We start from the raw sequence: 15246 nt of genomic DNA on the forward strand, positions 1-15246 counted from the left end.
TTCGTCACTCAGGGACATAGGTTCTCTACGCTCCGTGACGACCAGCGGGGATGCGGGTACGGGCCGCATCCGAGGGGTTGCGGAGGGTGCCGAAACCGGGGTTACGCGCCCGTCGTCAGGATCACGTTGCGCAGGGGCTCGTGGTTCACGAACCGGGTCAACTGGTCGGCGAGCAGCCGCTTGGCTCGCGGCAGGAAGGCGGAGCTGGGTCCGCCCACATGCGGGGTGATGAGCACACCGGGGGCCCGCCAGAGCGGGTGTCCGGCCGGCAGCGGCTCGGGATCGGTGACGTCCAGGGCGGCGGTGACACGGCCGCTCTCCAGCTCCGCGAGCAGCGCCTTCGTGTCGACGACGGGACCGCGCGCCACGTTCACGAGCAGCGCTCCGTCCTTCATCCGGGCGAGGAACTCGGTGTCGACCAGCCCCCGCGTCTCCTCCGTCAAGGGCGTGGAAAGGATCACGACGTCGGCGTGTGGAAGCAAAGAAGGCAATTCGGTGAACGGATGCACCGGACCGCGCGCCGTGGTGCGCTCAGAGCGCGCGACGCGCGCCACCCGCGCGACCTCAAAGGGCGCGAGCCGGTCCTCGATGGCGGCGCCGATGGAGCCGTAGCCGACGATGAGGACGGACTTGTCGGCGAGGGCCGGGTGGAAGGCGCTCTGCCAGCGCCCGTGCTCCTGGGCCCGGACGAAGCCGGGGATGCCGCGCAGGGAGGCGAGGGTCAGGGCGAGCGCGAGTTCGGCGGTGCTCGCCTCGTGCACACCGCGCGCGTTGCACAGCCGGACGCCCGGCCGGATCGCGGACAGCCGCGACATGACGTCGTCGACTCCTGCGGTGAGGGTCTGGATCACCTGGACGTTGGTGAGCCGCTCCAGCGGACGCACCCTGACCGGCCACGGCTTCATGTACGGCACCACGTACAGGACGCAGTCCGCAGGGTCGCCGGGAAAGGGCTGGTCACCGTCCTCGCCCCCGTCCCAGAACAGGTACCGGGGCCCCTCGGGCAGCCCCTCGATCTCGTCCGGCGCCATGGGAAGCCACACGTCAGCACTCATGCCATGGAGGCTATGTCAGGTACGCGCGCGTGCAGAGGTTAGGTTGGGGTCCGGGCAGAGGGAGGTTCACGAGCAGGTGGAGCGCAGGACGATCGGCGCGGGGGCACTCGCGGTGGGGGCCGTCGGACTCGGGTGCATGCCGATGAGCTGGGCGTACAGCGGGTCGCGGCAGCGGGGCGACGAATCGCTCAGGACCGTGCACCGGGCGCTGGACCTGGGCTCGACCCTCCTGGACACGGCGGACATGTACGGCCCGTTCACCAATGAGCTGCTGCTGGGCCGGGTGCTGAAGGAGCGGCGCGCGGACGCCTTCGTGTCCACGAAGGTGGGGCTGCTGGTGGGTGAGCAGCACATCGTGGCCAATGGCCGCCCCGGGTATGTGAAGCGGGCCTGTGACGCCTCCCTGCGCCGCCTGCAGACGGACGTGATCGACCTCTACCAGCTGCACCGCGCCGACCCCGAGGTGCCTGTCGAGGAGACCTGGGGCGCGATGGCCGAGCTGGTGCGGGCCGGCAAGGTGCGGGCACTGGGCCTGTGCGCGGTGGGCGCGCGCGGCGGCCGCCGCTCCGGGGCTGGGCTGCACGACGGTACGTTGCGCCAGTTGCAGCGGGTGCAGCAGGTCTTCCCGGTGGCCGCGGTGGAGGCGGAGCTGTCGGTGTGGTCGCCGGAGGCGCTCCGGGTGCTGCTGCCGTGGTGCGAGGCGCGGGGCGTGGGTCTCCTCGCGGCGATGCCGCTGGGCAACGGCTTCCTGACCGGCACGCTGACCCCCGGCGAGGGCTTCGAACCGGACGACCTGCGGGCCCGCCACCCCCGTTTCACGGCGGAGATGATGGCGGCCAACCAGCCGATCGTCGCGGGCCTGCGCCGCATCGCCCGCCGCCACGGCGAGCACGTCACACCGGCCCAGGTGGCCCTCGCCTGGGTCCTGGCACAGGGCCGCCATGTGATCGCCCTGCCGGGCGCGAAGCAGGAACGCTGGGCCTTGGAGAACGCGGCGGCGGTCGACCTGCGCCTGACCGAGGAGGACCTCGCGGAGATGGCACGGCTGCCGGCGGCTCAGGGGTCCTGGGACTGAGGGCCTCCCGGGATCGGTGGTGCCGGGGCGGGAACCCGGGTGGGCGGTGTATGAGAACTTGCATCTGGTGCTGGACCACCGCCTCGAAGGGACCGTGATCGTGCAAGGACGAGCTGTGCCGGCCGTGTTCGCCGTGGCCGCCCTCCTGCTGACCGCCGGCTGCTCCTCGGGCGGAGGGGGACCCCTGGTCGGCCCTCCGGGGAGGACGACGGCCACCGGTACGGCACCGGGCACGGCCCCCTCCGGCCGCGGCACCGAGCCGGTGCCGCCGGCCAAGGGCTCGGTGAGGGTGCTGCGCACCGTGGCCGAGGGCCTGAAGACACCGTGGGGGCTGGCCCCGCTGCCCGACGGCGGCCTGCTGGTCTCCTCCCGGGACGACGGCACGATCATCCGGATCGACGAGAAGACGGGCCGCAGGACCGAGCTGGGCACGGTCTCCGGGGTCGCCCCGGCCGGCGAGGGCGGTCTGCTGGGCATCGCCCTCTCCCCCGCCTACACCTCGGACCACATGATCTACGCCTACTTCACCTCGGCCTCGGACAACCGCATCGTCCGCATGCGGTACGACGAGCGGAAGCCGCCCGGTGAGCAACTGGACGCTCCGGACACGGTGTTCAAGGGCATACCCAAGGGCGTCGTGCACGACGGCGGCCGGATCGCGTTCGGTCCGGACGGCATGCTGTACGCGGGCACCGGCGACAGCGGCGAGCGGGGTCTGGCCCAGGACAGGCGGTCCCTGGGCGGCAAGATCCTGCGCCTGACCCCGGAGGGCGAACCGGCCCCGGGCAACCCGTTCCCCGGCTCCCCGGTGTACTCCTACGGCCACCGCAACGTCCAGGGCCTGGCCTGGGACGACAGACAGCGCCTGTTCGCCTCGGAGTTCGGCCAGGACACCTGGGACGAGTTGAACGCGATCAAGCCGGGCGCGAACTACGGCTGGCCGAAGGCCGAGGGCAGGTCCTCCGACGCCGCCTTCCAGAACCCCGTTGCCCAGTGGCACCCCGACGAGGCCTCCCCCAGCGGCATCGCCTGTGTCAAGGGCGTGATCTGGATGGCGGGCCTGAGGGGCCGGCGCCTGTGGCGCATCCCGCTCAAGGGCACGGAGGCCGCGGCGGCACCGCAGGCCTTCCTCACCGGAGAGTACGGCCGGCTGCGCACGGTGGTCGCGGCGGGCGGCGACACGGCATGGCTGGTGACGAGCAACACGGACGGCCGCGGCCGGCCGAAGAAGGGGGACGACCGGGTGCTGGAGGCGGAGGTGAGGTAGCGCTCGCGGGACGGTTCACGCGGATCCGGGTCCCTCCTCCGGGCTCTCCTGCGGCTCCGTCTCCGCCCGTGACGGCTGCGGCAGCCGTATGACCGCCTTCCCGGAGGACAGGTCTATCGGGCCCCGTCCGGGGTCGTTGTCGCCGACGTCCTCGCGGGTCAGCTCCAGGCGGTTCTGTTCGTCCCGGCTGTGTTTGCGGCCGGGTGCGAACAGTTCCTCGAAGGCGTTGAACACGGCCTCTCCCCGCTTTCTCCCCCTTGCGGCACTTCTCCAGCGTATGTCTCAGCCCGCGCCTCCGGCAGTGAGCGTCCCGGCCGGGAACAGCCCCAGCCGGTGTGCCACCGCCGCCGCCTCGCCCCGGCCGGAGACGCCGAGCTTGCTCAGGATGTTGGAGACGTGGACGCTCGCGGTCTTCGGGGATATGAACAGCTCCTCGGCGATCTGCCGGTTGGTGCGGCCGGCCGAGACCAGGCGCAGGACGTCCCGCTCCCGGCTGGTCAGGCCGAGGGCCGCGGCCGGGTCGGCGGAGGCGAGGACCTGCCGGGGCGCGCGGGTCAGGGTGAGGCGGGCGCGCTGGGCGAGGCGGGCGACGGCGTCGGCGAGGGGGCGGGCGTCGAGGTGGGCGGCGACGGCGGCCGTCAGCCGGAGCAGTTCCACCGCGCGGTCGCGTTCGTCGTCGCCGCCGCCGGCCAGGAGCGCCCCGGCGAGGCGGTGGCGGACGCGGGCGAGCTCATAGGGGCGGTCCAGGCACTCGAAGGCGGTGACGACCGGCGACCAGTCGTCGGCGGTGTCCTCGCCCTGCGCGCGGCGCAGCTCGGCGCGGGTCCAGTGGTCGTAGGCCTGCCAGAGCGGGGCGCCGGTGGCGAGGTGCCGTACGGCCTCGCCGAGGCGGTCGAGGATCTCGGCGCGGCCCGGCTCGGCGGCGGACAGGGTCCGGGCCTCGGCCTCCGCGGTGGCGGCCGTCCGCAGCAGCGGCCAGCCGTAGCGGTGGGTGCCGGGCGGGAAGCCGTCGTCCAGGGCCCGCAGCAGTTCGGCGCGGGCGTCGGCGATACGGCCCTCCTCGGCGGCGACGCCCAGGGCGACCCGGGCCAGGGGCAGGACGTGCTGGGGCATGGGGTCGTGGGTGCCGTAGTGGGCGCGGGCGGCGGCGAGTTGCCGGCCGGCTTCGGCGAGGTCGCCCCGGGCCAGGGCGAGGTGTGCCAGGTGCACGGCGCCCGTGCCACGGGTTTTGGCGCTGTGCCCGGCCCGGGTCGCGTGGGTGGCGGCCTCGGCGGCCTCCGCCCAGTCGCCGAGCGAGTACAGGGCCGCGGCCAGGTTGCCGCGTATCCAGGACTCGGAGTCCAGCAGCCCCTGGGCGCGGGCGAAGGCGATGCCCTCGCGCAGGAGGCGGACCGCCTCCCGGTCGCGGCCGATGCCCTGCAGCTGGGAGGGAATGTTGACGTAGGCGCGGCCCGCGACCTGGTGCACGCCTTCGGCGAGGGTGTCCCGCAGCACCTGCCGCATTCGAGCCAGTCCTCGCTCCATGTCGCCGGAGTCCAGCTCCAGGCAGCCCAGGGTGAGCCGGGCGTGCAGTTCGATGTCGCGGGCGCCGACCATGCGCGCGTACTCCACGGCACGCTCGGCGGCGGCGAAGGCGTCGGGTCCGGGCCGGTGCAGCATGGACCAGTTGGCGGCGAGGGCCAGCACCTCGGCGTGCACCTCGGACGGCGGCAGGCCCCGCACCAGGTCCTGGGCGGTGGCCAGTTCCTGCCAGCCGTCGCCACGGGCCTGGGCCTGGATCAGCCGGGAGCGCTGCACCCAGAACCATGCAGCGCGCAGGGGATCCGGGTCGTCCTCCAGGAGGCGCAGGGCCCGCTTGGTGATCTTCAGCGCGCGTTCGCGTTCTCCCCCGAACCGGCCCGCGACGGCGGCCTCGGCCATCAGGTCGAGATAGCGCAACGGGGCGGTGGCCGGGTCGCAGCCGCAGGGCGGGTAGACCTCGGTGTAGTCCACCGGGCGCAGGGCCGAGCGCACCTCCTCCGGGACGCCGTCCCACAGCTCCATCGCCCGCTCCAGCAGGCCGAGTTGCTCGGTGTAGGCGTGCCGGCGGCGGGCCACGACGGAGGCGTCCAGGACGGCGGGCAGGGCCTTGGCGGGGTCGTGCGCGTGGTACCAGTAGCTGGCCAGGCGCATCACGCGGGCGTCGGCCGGGACCAGCGTGGGATCGGCCTCAAGCGCCTCGGCGTAGCGGCGGTTGAGCCGGGAGCGTTCGCCGGGCAGCAGGTCGTCGGCGACGGCCTCGCGTACCAGGGAGTGCCGGAAGCGGTAGCCGTCGCCGGCCGGGGTGACGGTGAGGATGTTGGCGCCGACGGCGGCCCGCAGTGCCTCGATGAGGTCGTCCTCGCCGAGCTGGGCGACGGCGGCGATCAGCCGGTACTCGACGGTGGAGCCGCCCTCGGCGACGATCCGGGCGACCCGTTGGGCTCTCTCGGGCAGCGCCTCGACGCGGACGAGTAGCAGGTCGCGCAGGGAGTCGGTGAGGCCGGTGCAGCAGCCGTCGCAGGCGGCGGCGGCCAGTTCCTCGACGAAGAAGGCGTTGCCGTCGGAGCGTTCGAAGATCTCGTCGACCTGTGCGGGGTCGGGTTCGGCGGCGAGGATGCCGGCGATCTGACGGCCCACCTCCTCGCGGGTGAAGCGGGCGAGTTCGATGCGGCGGACGGTGCGCAGCCGGTCGAGTTCGGCGAGCAGGGGGCGCAGTGGATGGCGGCGGTGGATGTCGTCGGAGCGGTAGCTGGCGAGGACGAGGAGCCTGCCTGCGCGCAGGGTCCGGAAGAGGTAGGCGAGGAGGTGGCGGGTGGAGGCGTCGGCCCAGTGCAGGTCCTCCAGGACGAGCACGACCGGGTGCTCTGCGGCGACCCGTTCCAGCAGCCGGGCGGTGAGTTCGAACAGGCGGGCCATGCCCTGCTCGTCGTGGCGGCCGGCGCCGGCCTCGCCCAGGTCGGGCAGGAGCCGGGCCAGTTCCTCCTCCTGCCCGTGGGCGGCGGCGGCGAACTCCTCGGGCAGGGCGTCGCGCAGGGCGCGCAGCGCTGCCGAGAAGGGCGCGAACGGCAGCCCGTCCGCGCCGATCTCCACACAGCCGCCGACGGCGACGACCGCGTGCGGCCCGGCGGCCGCGGCGAACTCCTCTACAAGGCGGGTCTTGCCGACCCCGGCCTCGCCGCCGAGCAGCAGCGCCTGGGGCTCGCCGGCGCGGGCGCGGGCGAGCGCGTCGTTCAAGGTGTCCAGCTCGTCGGTGCGGCCGACGAACACGGGACTTACGGACCTGGTCTCCACGGGCCCGAGCATCGCATGAGGCCCGGACGGCAGGGCAGCGGTTTTCCACAGGTTCGGTGCGATCGTCGTACCGGCGATCGGAAGGGGTGTGGAAACAGACGGAAGGGTCGTACGACTGGGGTGGACAGTCGTACGACCCTGGTCCGGCAGGTGCGAAAGGCGGCCGACCCCCGTACGGCCGCCATCCGCTCCGGGCCCCTGCGTCGGTCCGGTGTTCACGCGGTGCGCGGGATCCGGTGCCGGCGGGGCCGGTCGGTATGGGACTCGGCGACCGCGCTGTCACGGCCGGCGGACCCCTCGCGGCGGGCGGCGCGCCGGGCCCGGGCGGCCTCGCGGGCCAGGCGCTGCTGCTCGGCCTCGAGGATCAGCTGGGCGGAGCGCATCTTGTGGTACTCGATCTCGATCATGACGTGTCCTTCGAGGAGAGCCGGTGTCGTGCGTCGCGTTCTGCGATGCCTCCACCTTCGTCTCCCAGGGGGGTGCGCCACATCGGGAGAGTTCCGCATCTTCGGGCGGCGTACGGGCCCCACGCGCGCGTAAGGGGCCTTAGGGAGTCCGTGAGGTGCTCTCGGATTCCCTAAGGCCCCTGGGGCCTGTGGGTTCTCAGCCGGTCGAGGGCAGGGCGAGCAGGGCGTCGGAGTACTTCAGGACGGCCAGCAGCAGACCGATGACACCGAGCGAGACGCCGGCCCACGCGACCGACTTGATCCAGGGCGCCTGCGGGCGGCCCGGGGTGCCGAAGGCGGGCCGGGCGAGCACGACGACACCGGTGAGCAGGGCGGCCAGCGCGAACAGGCCGGCCCACAGGGCGGTGCTGTGCCAGGCGTTGCCGTAGACCGCCTTGATCTGGGTGGCGACGCTCGCGGTGGAGGAGGTGCGCAGCTGACCGACGAGCTGCTCGCGGGCGCCCGCGAGGGTGCCGATCCAGCCGCCGCTGAGCGAGACGAAGCCCAGCGCGGCGGAGACGACGGCACCGGCGCCCTGACCGACCCCGGAGGGCACCTTCTCCTGCGCGGGTTCCTGTTCCCCGGACTCCTCCTCGACGGCGTCCGCCTTCCCGGAGTGCTCCTCAAGAGCCTCCGCCCGCGCGGTGTCCTTCTCGGTGATGGCGGCCTCCACCGCCGTGTCGTCGCCGTGCGCCTCGGTGCCGGCCGTGGCGCCTTCCTCTGTCTTCGTAGCCATGCCCGGCACGGTACGGACCCTGTCTGAGAGGTGTCTTAATGATCGTTGTGGGCGGTACGCGCGCGTGCCGCACGCCATTCGGGCGCGAGCATCGACCAGATCTCGGTGCTGGCGCGCACGCCCCGGTGCGGGTAGTTCTCGCGGAACATGCCCTCGCGGGTCATGCCGAGCCGCCGGGCCACGTTGATGCTGGGCTCGTTGGCGGAGGACGCGTACCACTCGACACGGTGCATGCCGCGCTCCTCGAAGGCCCAGTCCAGCAGCACCCGCATGCCGCGGGTGACCAGCCCGCGCCCGGCCGCCGCGGGCTCCAGCCAGCAACCGGCCTCGCACACCCCGCTCGGGGTGTCCCACACCCGGAACAGCAGACCGCCGACCAGCTTCCCGTCCAGCCGGATGCCGTGCAGGCTGCCGGCGTCGGCGCCGCGCTTGTCGGCGTAGGACTTCAGGTAGGCGCGGGCGGAGTCCAGGTCGGTGATCACGTCCGGCAGTCCGATGTGACGGCCGATGAACTCCCGCCCCCGGTCGATGTTGGCGAGGAGCTCCTCGGCGTGCCAGACCTCCAGGGGCCGCAGCTCGGCGCCGTCGTCACCCAGGGATATCGCGTACATCGCGCTGCTCTTCCTTCCGCAGTTCCTCCACCGAGACCCTGCCGAGCCTCTCATGCGAGGCGCGGCACTCGGGCGGCTCGATGCTGACGTGCGGCAGGCGCTGCTCCAGCCAGGCGGGCAGCCACCAGTTGGCGGCGCCGAGCAGATGCATCAGCGCGGGCACGAGGAGGGTGCGCAGGACGAAGGCGTCCAGGGCGACGGCGGAGGCGAGCGCGATGCCGAACATGGCGATCACGCGGTCGCCGCTGAGCACGAAGGCGAGGAAGACCGAGATCATGATGACCGCGGCGGAGTTGATGACCCGGCTGGTCTCGGCGAGGCCCACGCGGACGGCGCGCCGGTTGTCGCCGGTCTCCAGCCACTCCTCGTACATCCGGCTGACCAGGAAGACCTGGTAGTCCATGGAGAGTCCGAAGAGCACGGACACCATGATCACGGGGAGGAACGGCTCGATGGGCCCGGCCCGGCCGAGGCCGAGCAGTTCGCTGCCCCAGCCCCACTGGAAGACGGCGACGACGATGCCGAACGCGGCGGCCACGGCGGCGATGTTCATCACGGCGGCCTTCAGCGGGATGCCGAGCGAGCGGAACGCGACGAGCAGCAGCAGGCAGCCGAGGCCGATGACCGCGCCGACGAACAGCGGCAGCTTGCCGATGATCACACCCGCGAAGTCGTCGTAGCCGGCGGTGACCCCGCCGACCTGGATGTGCAGGGAGGTGCCGGTCTCCGCGCGCGGCAGCACCTTGGTGCGCAGCCGGTCCACGAGTTCACTGGTCTGCTGCGACTGCGGCGCGGAGTCGGGGACGACGGTGAGGTAGGCGGTGCCGGCGGCGTAGGTGGCCGGGGTGACGGCGGCGACGCCCCGGGTGGTGCGCAGGGTCTCGTCGAGGTTGTCCAGGGCGAGCCTGTCGTCGGCGCCGTCCACCCGGGTGACCAGGGTGAGCGGTCCGTTCACTCCCGGTCCGAAGCCCTCGGCGAGCAGGTCGTAGGCCTTGCGGGTGGTGGAGGTGCGCGGGTCGTTGCCCTGGTCGGAGGTGCCCAGGTGGAGGGAGAGGGTGGGCAGGGCGAGCAGGGCGATGACGGCGACGGCGAGCGAGCCGAGCAGCTTGGGCCGGCGTTCGACGAGCGCCGACCAGCGGGCGGCGAGACCGGTGGGCAGCTCCGGACGCGGCCCGTGCTCGGCGAGCCGGCGCCGCTCGCGGCGGCTGAGGGCCCGGGGGCCGATGTACGACAGCAGGGCGGGCAGCAGGGTGACCGAGGCCGCGACGGTGAGCAGGACCGTCAACGAGGCGGCCACGGCGACGCCGTTGAGGAAGCTCAGCCGCAGTATCAGCATCCCCAGCAGGGCGATGCACACCGTCGCACCCGCGAAGACGACCGCGCGTCCGGTGGTGGCCACGGCGTTCACGGCGGCCTCGGTGACGCTCAGGCCGCGTTTCAGTCCGCGCCGGTGTCTGGTCACGATGAACAGCGCGTAGTCGATGCCGACGCCGAGGCCGATGAGCATGCCGAGCATGGGTGCGAAGTCGGCGACGGTCATGACGTGCCCGAGCAGCCCGATGCCGGAGTAGGCGGTGCCGACGCCGATCAGGGCGGTGGCGATGGGCAGGGCCGAGGCAGCGAGCGAGCCGAAGGCCACGAACAGCACGACGGCCGCGACGAGCACGCCGACCACCTCGGCCGTGTGCGCGCGCGGGGACGCGGTGAGTCCTATGGCGCTGCCGCCCAGTTCCACCTGGAGCCCGTGGCCCTCGGCGGCCTTGGCGGTGCGCACCACGGCCTGCGCCTCGGCCTTGCCGATGTGCTCGGCCTCCTGGGTGAAGGTGACGGTGGCGTAGGCCGTACGGCCGTCGTCGCTGATCCGGTGTGCGTCCTGGCGGCCGTACGGGCCGGTCACGGAGGCCACGCCGGGCAGCGAGGCGATCCGGTCCAGGGTGTGGGTCATGGTCTGCTCGACGCCGGCGGCGCGGACGGTGCCGGTGCCGGTGTGCCAGACGACGGTGTCGCTGTCCCCGCCCAGGCCCGGAAAGCTCTCCTTGAGCAGCTGTGCCGCGCGGCCCGCCTGGGTGCCGGGGACGTCGTAGGCGTTCGAGTACGACGAACCGGCCACGGCGGCGGCCGCGGTGACCCCGCCGAAGGCGAGGAGCCACAGCAGCACGGCGATCAGCCGATGCCGGACACACCAACGGGCGAGGTCTGCCACGGACGTGCTCCCAGGAGATGATTTGTGGATCTTTGATCGGGAACGATCGTCCATGAACTGAACAGCCCGCAAAGAACGCATGAGCAATCGCAAGACACTCTTGCAGGCGAAAATGATCGTTTGTCGCGATCGTGGGCTTATTCACAGGGCTGGGAGCGACATCACAGGACACTCCGGCGAACTCTGTCGCCTCATAAGGTTCTTGTAAGCGAGCGAGGGGCAGTACACCAGCTCCGGTGCACTGCCCCTCGGATGGTTCCCGCGGTGTCGCTCAGCCCTCGCTGACCCCCAGCTTCTGAAGGATCAGCTCCTTGACGCGGGCCGCGTCGGCCTGCCCCCGGGTCGCCTTCATGACCGCGCCGACCAGGGCGCCCGCCGCGGCCACCTTGCCGCCGCGGATCTTGTCCGCGACGCCCGGGTTGCCGGCGATCGCCTCGTCGACGGCGGCGGTCAGCGCGCCCTCGTCGGAGACGACCTTCAGACCGCGCTTGTCGACGACCTCGTCCGGGGTGCCCTCGCCCGCGAGGACGCCCTCGATGACCTGGCGGGCCAGCTTGTCGTTCAGGTCACCCTTCGCGACCAGCTCGGCGACCCGGGCCACCTGCGCGGGCGTGATCGCCAGCTCGTCCAGCGCCTTGCCGGACTCGTTGGCGCTGCGCGCCAGTTCGCCCATCCACCACTTGCGGGCGGAGGCGGCGTCGGCACCGGCGTCGATCGTGGCGACGATCAGGTCCAGCGCACCGGCGTTGATGATGGCCTGCATGTCGGTGGCGGAGATGCCCCACTCGGCGAGCAGCCGGGTGCGGCGGGCCAGCGGCAGCTCGGGCAGCGCCGCGCGGATCTCCTCCACCCACTCGCGCGTGGGCGCGACCGGAACGAGGTCGGGCTCCGGGAAGTACCGGTAGTCCTCGGCCTCCTCCTTCGTCCGGCCGGAGGTGGTGGAGCCGGTGTCCTCGTGGAAGTGGCGGGTCTCCTGGACGACCTTGCCGCCGTCGTTCAGCACGGCGGCGTGGCGCATGACCTCGAAGCGGACCGCGCGCTCCACCGAACGCAGCGAGTTGACGTTCTTGGTCTCGCTGCGGGTGCCGAACTTGTCGGCGCCCTTCGGCATCAGCGACAGGTTGACGTCGCAGCGCATCTGGCCCATCTCCATGCGGGCCTCGGACACGCCGAGGGCACGGATGAGCTCGCGCAGCTCGCGGACGTACGCCTTCGCCACCTCGGGGGCGCGCTCGCCGGCGCCGACGATCGGCTTGGTGACGATCTCGATGAGCGGGATGCCGGCACGGTTGTAGTCCAGGAGCGAGTGCTGCGCGCCGTGGATACGACCGGTCGCGCCACCCACGTGGGTGGACTTGCCGGTGTCCTCCTCCATGTGGGCGCGCTCGATCTCCACGCGGAAGGTCTCGCCGTCCTCCAGCTGCACGTCGAGGTAGCCGTTGAAGGCGATCGGCTCGTCGTACTGGGAGGTCTGGAAGTTCTTCGGCATGTCCGGATAGAAGTAGTTCTTCCGGGCGAAGCGGCACCACTCGGCGATCTCGCAGTTCAGCGCGAGACCGATCTTGATCGCCGACTCGACGCCGGTCGCGTTCATGACCGGGAGCGCGCCGGGCAGGCCGAGGCAGACGGGGCAGGTCTGGGTGTTCGGGTCGGCGCCGAGCGCCGTCGAACAGCCGCAGAACATCTTGGTCTTGGTGCCGAGTTCGACATGGACCTCAAGGCCCATGACGGGGTCGTACGACGCCAGCGCGTCCTCGTACGACACCAGGTCGGTCGTGGTGGTCACGGTGAAAACTTCCCTCTCAGCCCAGCAGGACGTCGTCGTCGCCCAGCCGCTTCAGCTCGCGGTAGAGGATCGCGAGGCCGGTCACGATGGCCACGGCCGAGACCGTGGCGTCGATCAGCCGCAGCGTGTCGTGCTCGGCGCGGGCCTTCTTGATCTGCTTGGCGACACCGACCGCGCCGAACGCGGTGGTGGCCATGGACAGGTACGTACCGGACTTGGACTTCTTGAAGCCCTTGGCCTTGGACAGTGCCTTGCTCACAGCGACGGAGCCTCCTCCAGCAGCGGGTGACCCCACTTTTCCACGAAGGCGGCCTCGACGGCGGCGCCCACCTTGTACAGGCGATCGTCCTGCATCGCGGGGGCGATGATCTGCAGGCCCACCGGGAGGTTGTCCTCCGGGGCGAGTCCGCAGGGCAGGGACATGGCCGCGTTGCCCGCGAGGTTGGTCGGGATGGTGCACAGGTCCGCGAGGTACATCGCCATCGGGTCGTCGGCGCGCTCGCCGATCGGGAAGGCGGTGGTCGGGGTCGTCGGCGAGACGATGACGTCGACCTGCTCGAAGGCCTTCTCGAAGTCGCGCGTGATGAGCGTGCGGACCTTCTGGGCGGAGCCGTAGTACGCGTCGTAGTACCCGCTCGACAGCGCATAGGTGCCGAGCATGATGCGGCGCTTGACCTCGGGACCGAAGCCGGCCTCGCGGGTGAGGGAGGTGACCTCCTCGGCCGAGTGGCTGCCGTCGTCGCCGGTCCGCAGGCCGTAGCGCAGGCCGTCGAAGCGGGCGAGGTTGGAGGAGCACTCGGACGGTGCGATCAGGTAGTACGCCGACAGGGCGAGGTCGAAGGACGGGCAGTCCAGCTCGACGATCTCGGCGCCCAGCTCCTTCAGCAGCTCGACCGACTCGTCGAAGCGCTGGATGACTCCGGCCTGGTAGCCCTCGCCGCGGAACTGCTTGACCACGCCGACCCGCATGCCCCGCACGCTGCCGTTGCGGGCGGCCTCGACGACCGGCGGGACCGGGGCGTCGATGGAGGTGGAGTCCATCGGGTCGTGTCCGGCGATGACCTCGTGCAGCAGCGCCGCGTCCAGGACCGTACGGGCGCAGGGGCCGCCCTGGTCGAGGGACGAGGAGAAGGCGACCATGCCGAAGCGGGACACCGCGCCGTACGTCGGCTTGACGCCGACCGTGCCGGTGACGGCGGCCGGCTGGCGGATGGAGCCGCCGGTGTCGGTGCCGATGGCGAGGGGCGCCTGGAAGGAGGCGAGCGCGGCGCTCGATCCGCCGCCGGAGCCGCCGGGGATCCTGGTGAGGTCCCAGGGGTTGCCGGTCGGCCCGTAGGCGCTGTTCTCGGTGGAGGACCCCATGGCGAACTCGTCCATGTTGGTCTTGCCGAGGATGACGACGTCAGCGGCCTTCAGCTTCTTGGTGAGGGTGGCGTCGTACGGCGGAATCCACCCTTCCAGGATCTTCGAGCCGACGGTCGTGGGGACGCCCTCGGTGGTGAAGATGTCCTTGAGCGCGAGGGGCACGCCGGCCAGGGGGCCGAGCTTCTCCCCTCGCTCCCGCTTCTCGTCCACGGCGCGGGCCTGGGCGAGGGCGCCCGCGCGGTCGATGTACAGGAAGGCGTGCACCTTCTCGTCGACGGCCTCGATCCGGGCGAGGTGGGCCTCGGTGACCTCGACGGCCGTGAGCTCGCCGGAGGCGATCTTCTCGGCGATCTGCGCGGCGGTGAGCTTGATGATGTTGCTGTCCGTCATGGTGGTCACTCCTCCCCCAGGATCTGCGGCACCTTGAAACGCTGCTGCTCCTGTGCCGGGGCGCCGGAGAGCGCCTGCTCGGGGGTGAGCGAGGGACGGACCTCGTCCGCGCGCATGACGTTCGTCAGCGGGAGCGGGTGCGAGGTCGGCGGTACGTCTTGGTCGGCGACCTCGCTGACGCGGGCGACCGCGCCGATGATGTCGTCCAGCTGTCCCGCGAAGTGGTCGAGTTCTTCGGGCTTCAGCTCCAGACGCGCCAGCCGGGCGAGGTGGGCGACCTCCTCGCGCGTGATGCCAGGCATGCAGCGATCCTCTGGGGTGAGTGTGTGTGGTTCGGGCTGGGGCCAGTCCTCCCGTTCCCGTCGTCCGCCCGAAGGGCGGGTCGCGCGGGCCAGGCGTCGCGCGACAGACGGGAATGGGACGACTAGCCCCAATCCTATGGGGCGGGGGCGGGTGGCCGTGAAACGGTTTCCCCGGCCCCGCGCGTCAGCCCCGGCGTCCGTCCCAGACCTCGCTCTTGAGGAAGTGGTTGTCGTACCGGTCCTGCACCTCGAGGATGCTCTCCGGGGTGGCCTCGCCGAGGCGGATGCGCTGCAGGTGGCGGAAGTACTCGAAGCGCTCGATGCCCGGGGTGAAGACGATGAGGATGTCCGCCGCGGCCTCCGGGACGGCGGCGAAGGCGTGCGGCTTCTCCGGCGGGACGATGACGAGGTCACCGCGCTCCGCGGTCACGATGTCGTCACCGGAGAGGATCTCGGCACACCCGTCGAGCAGGTAGAACATCTCCGCCCCGCTGTGGTGGAGGTGCGGCCGCGCGCCGTCGGCGCCCTCGGCCAGGGTGACGCGCACGGTGGACAGCGCCCCTCCGGTCGCACTCTGGTCGGCCAGCAGCTGTACGCCGACCGGGGCACCCCCGACCACCTCGGCCTCGGCGCCGCGCACGATCACGGAATCGTCGAACTTGGGCACGAACAGCGACATGATGCGTTCCCTTGTGTTG

The 15246-nt window shown here is 72.0% G+C and carries 14 protein-coding genes; 2 read left to right on the top strand and 12 right to left on the bottom strand.

The window, feature by feature from the left end:
- Window positions 1-101: 101 nt before the first annotated feature.
- Window positions 102-1055 (bottom strand): 2-hydroxyacid dehydrogenase, encoded by a 954-nt coding sequence (locus ACZ5NH_RS22880; protein ID WP_468777640.1) that lies wholly within the window; start codon window positions 1053-1055, stop codon window positions 102-104.
- Between the two features lie 76 nt (window positions 1056-1131).
- Between ACZ5NH_RS22880 and ACZ5NH_RS22885 the strand changes: the two genes are divergently transcribed.
- Together ACZ5NH_RS22885 and ACZ5NH_RS22890 are read left to right on the top strand one after the other, a co-directional pair.
- Window positions 1132-2130, top strand: a complete 999-nt coding sequence (locus ACZ5NH_RS22885) for an aldo/keto reductase (protein ID WP_468777642.1) — start codon at window positions 1132-1134, stop codon at window positions 2128-2130.
- A gap of 115 nt (window positions 2131-2245) precedes the next feature.
- Window positions 2246-3397, top strand: a complete 1152-nt coding sequence (locus tag ACZ5NH_RS22890; protein WP_468777780.1) for a PQQ-dependent sugar dehydrogenase — start codon at window positions 2246-2248, stop codon at window positions 3395-3397.
- A gap of 15 nt (window positions 3398-3412) precedes the next feature.
- On the opposite strand, the gene ACZ5NH_RS22895 is transcribed toward ACZ5NH_RS22890, so the two are convergent.
- The 11 genes from ACZ5NH_RS22895 to ACZ5NH_RS22945 all read right to left on the bottom strand — a co-directional run bounded on the left by ACZ5NH_RS22895 (window position 3413) and on the right by ACZ5NH_RS22945 (window position 15227).
- Complete coding sequence (locus ACZ5NH_RS22895; RefSeq protein ID WP_468777644.1) at window positions 3413-3631, bottom strand: DUF6191 domain-containing protein; 219 nt, start codon at window positions 3629-3631, stop codon at window positions 3413-3415.
- A gap of 48 nt (window positions 3632-3679) precedes the next feature.
- Window positions 3680-6721 carry a helix-turn-helix transcriptional regulator gene (locus tag ACZ5NH_RS22900; protein ID WP_468777646.1) on the bottom strand — a complete coding sequence of 1014 codons (3042 nt, stop codon included), beginning with the start codon at window positions 6719-6721 and terminating at the stop codon, window positions 3680-3682.
- Between the two features lie 203 nt (window positions 6722-6924).
- Window positions 6925-7116 (bottom strand): hypothetical protein, encoded by a 192-nt coding sequence (locus ACZ5NH_RS22905; RefSeq protein ID WP_450980444.1) that lies wholly within the window; start codon window positions 7114-7116, stop codon window positions 6925-6927.
- A gap of 196 nt (window positions 7117-7312) precedes the next feature.
- Window positions 7313-7891, bottom strand: coding sequence for a hypothetical protein (locus ACZ5NH_RS22910; protein WP_468777648.1), 579 nt, complete (start codon window positions 7889-7891; stop codon window positions 7313-7315).
- A 35-nt stretch (window positions 7892-7926) separates the two neighbouring features.
- A complete protein-coding gene (locus tag ACZ5NH_RS22915) occupies window positions 7927-8502 on the bottom strand; it encodes a GNAT family N-acetyltransferase (RefSeq protein WP_388628239.1) in 576 nt (191 codons plus the stop codon).
- The gene (locus ACZ5NH_RS22920; RefSeq protein WP_468777650.1) at window positions 8480-10705 is read right to left on the bottom strand and encodes an MMPL family transporter; all 2226 of its coding nucleotides are present in this window, start codon (window positions 10703-10705) and stop codon (window positions 8480-8482) included. The genes ACZ5NH_RS22915 and ACZ5NH_RS22920 overlap by 23 nt, the downstream gene beginning before the upstream one ends.
- 271 nt (window positions 10706-10976) lie before the next feature.
- A complete protein-coding gene (gatB, locus tag ACZ5NH_RS22925) occupies window positions 10977-12491 on the bottom strand; it encodes an Asp-tRNA(Asn)/Glu-tRNA(Gln) amidotransferase subunit GatB (RefSeq protein WP_388628245.1) in 1515 nt (504 codons plus the stop codon).
- Window positions 12492-12507: 16 nt separating this feature from the next.
- Window positions 12508-12750 (bottom strand): hypothetical protein, encoded by a 243-nt coding sequence (locus ACZ5NH_RS22930; RefSeq protein ID WP_323377045.1) that lies wholly within the window; start codon window positions 12748-12750, stop codon window positions 12508-12510.
- Complete coding sequence (gatA, locus tag ACZ5NH_RS22935) at window positions 12747-14246, bottom strand: Asp-tRNA(Asn)/Glu-tRNA(Gln) amidotransferase subunit GatA (RefSeq protein ID WP_468777653.1); 1500 nt, start codon at window positions 14244-14246, stop codon at window positions 12747-12749. The genes ACZ5NH_RS22930 and gatA overlap by 4 nt, the downstream gene beginning before the upstream one ends.
- A gap of 5 nt (window positions 14247-14251) precedes the next feature.
- On the bottom strand, window positions 14252-14548 hold the full coding sequence (gatC, locus tag ACZ5NH_RS22940; RefSeq protein ID WP_006130840.1) for an Asp-tRNA(Asn)/Glu-tRNA(Gln) amidotransferase subunit GatC: 297 nt from the start codon (window positions 14546-14548) through the stop codon (window positions 14252-14254).
- A 184-nt stretch (window positions 14549-14732) separates the two neighbouring features.
- The gene (locus ACZ5NH_RS22945) at window positions 14733-15227 is read right to left on the bottom strand and encodes a cupin domain-containing protein (RefSeq protein ID WP_468777655.1); all 495 of its coding nucleotides are present in this window, start codon (window positions 15225-15227) and stop codon (window positions 14733-14735) included.
- Window positions 15228-15246: the final 19 nt, after the last annotated feature.

Source organism: Streptomyces sp. NPDC031426 (assembly GCF_055581585.1).

What these genes read in the sequence shown, in the direction of transcription:
- ACZ5NH_RS22915 (WP_388628239.1), bottom strand. Translation starts at nt 8,502, where the DNA reads ATGTACGCGATATCCCTGGGTGACGACGGCGCCGAGCTGCGGCCCCTG.
- gatA (WP_468777653.1), bottom strand. Translation starts at nt 14,246, where the DNA reads ATGACGGACAGCAACATCATCAAGCTCACCGCCGCGCAGATCGCCGAG.
- gatC (WP_006130840.1), bottom strand. Translation starts at nt 14,548, where the DNA reads ATGCCTGGCATCACGCGCGAGGAGGTCGCCCACCTCGCCCGGCTGGCG.
- ACZ5NH_RS22945 (WP_468777655.1), bottom strand. Translation starts at nt 15,227, where the DNA reads ATGTCGCTGTTCGTGCCCAAGTTCGACGATTCCGTGATCGTGCGCGGC.
- ACZ5NH_RS22880 (WP_468777640.1), bottom strand. Translation starts at nt 1,055, where the DNA reads ATGAGTGCTGACGTGTGGCTTCCCATGGCGCCGGACGAGATCGAGGGG.
- ACZ5NH_RS22905 (WP_450980444.1), bottom strand. Translation starts at nt 7,116, where the DNA reads ATGATCGAGATCGAGTACCACAAGATGCGCTCCGCCCAGCTGATCCTC.
- ACZ5NH_RS22900 (WP_468777646.1), bottom strand. Translation starts at nt 6,721, where the DNA reads ATGCTCGGGCCCGTGGAGACCAGGTCCGTAAGTCCCGTGTTCGTCGGC.
- ACZ5NH_RS22910 (WP_468777648.1), bottom strand. Translation starts at nt 7,891, where the DNA reads ATGGCTACGAAGACAGAGGAAGGCGCCACGGCCGGCACCGAGGCGCAC.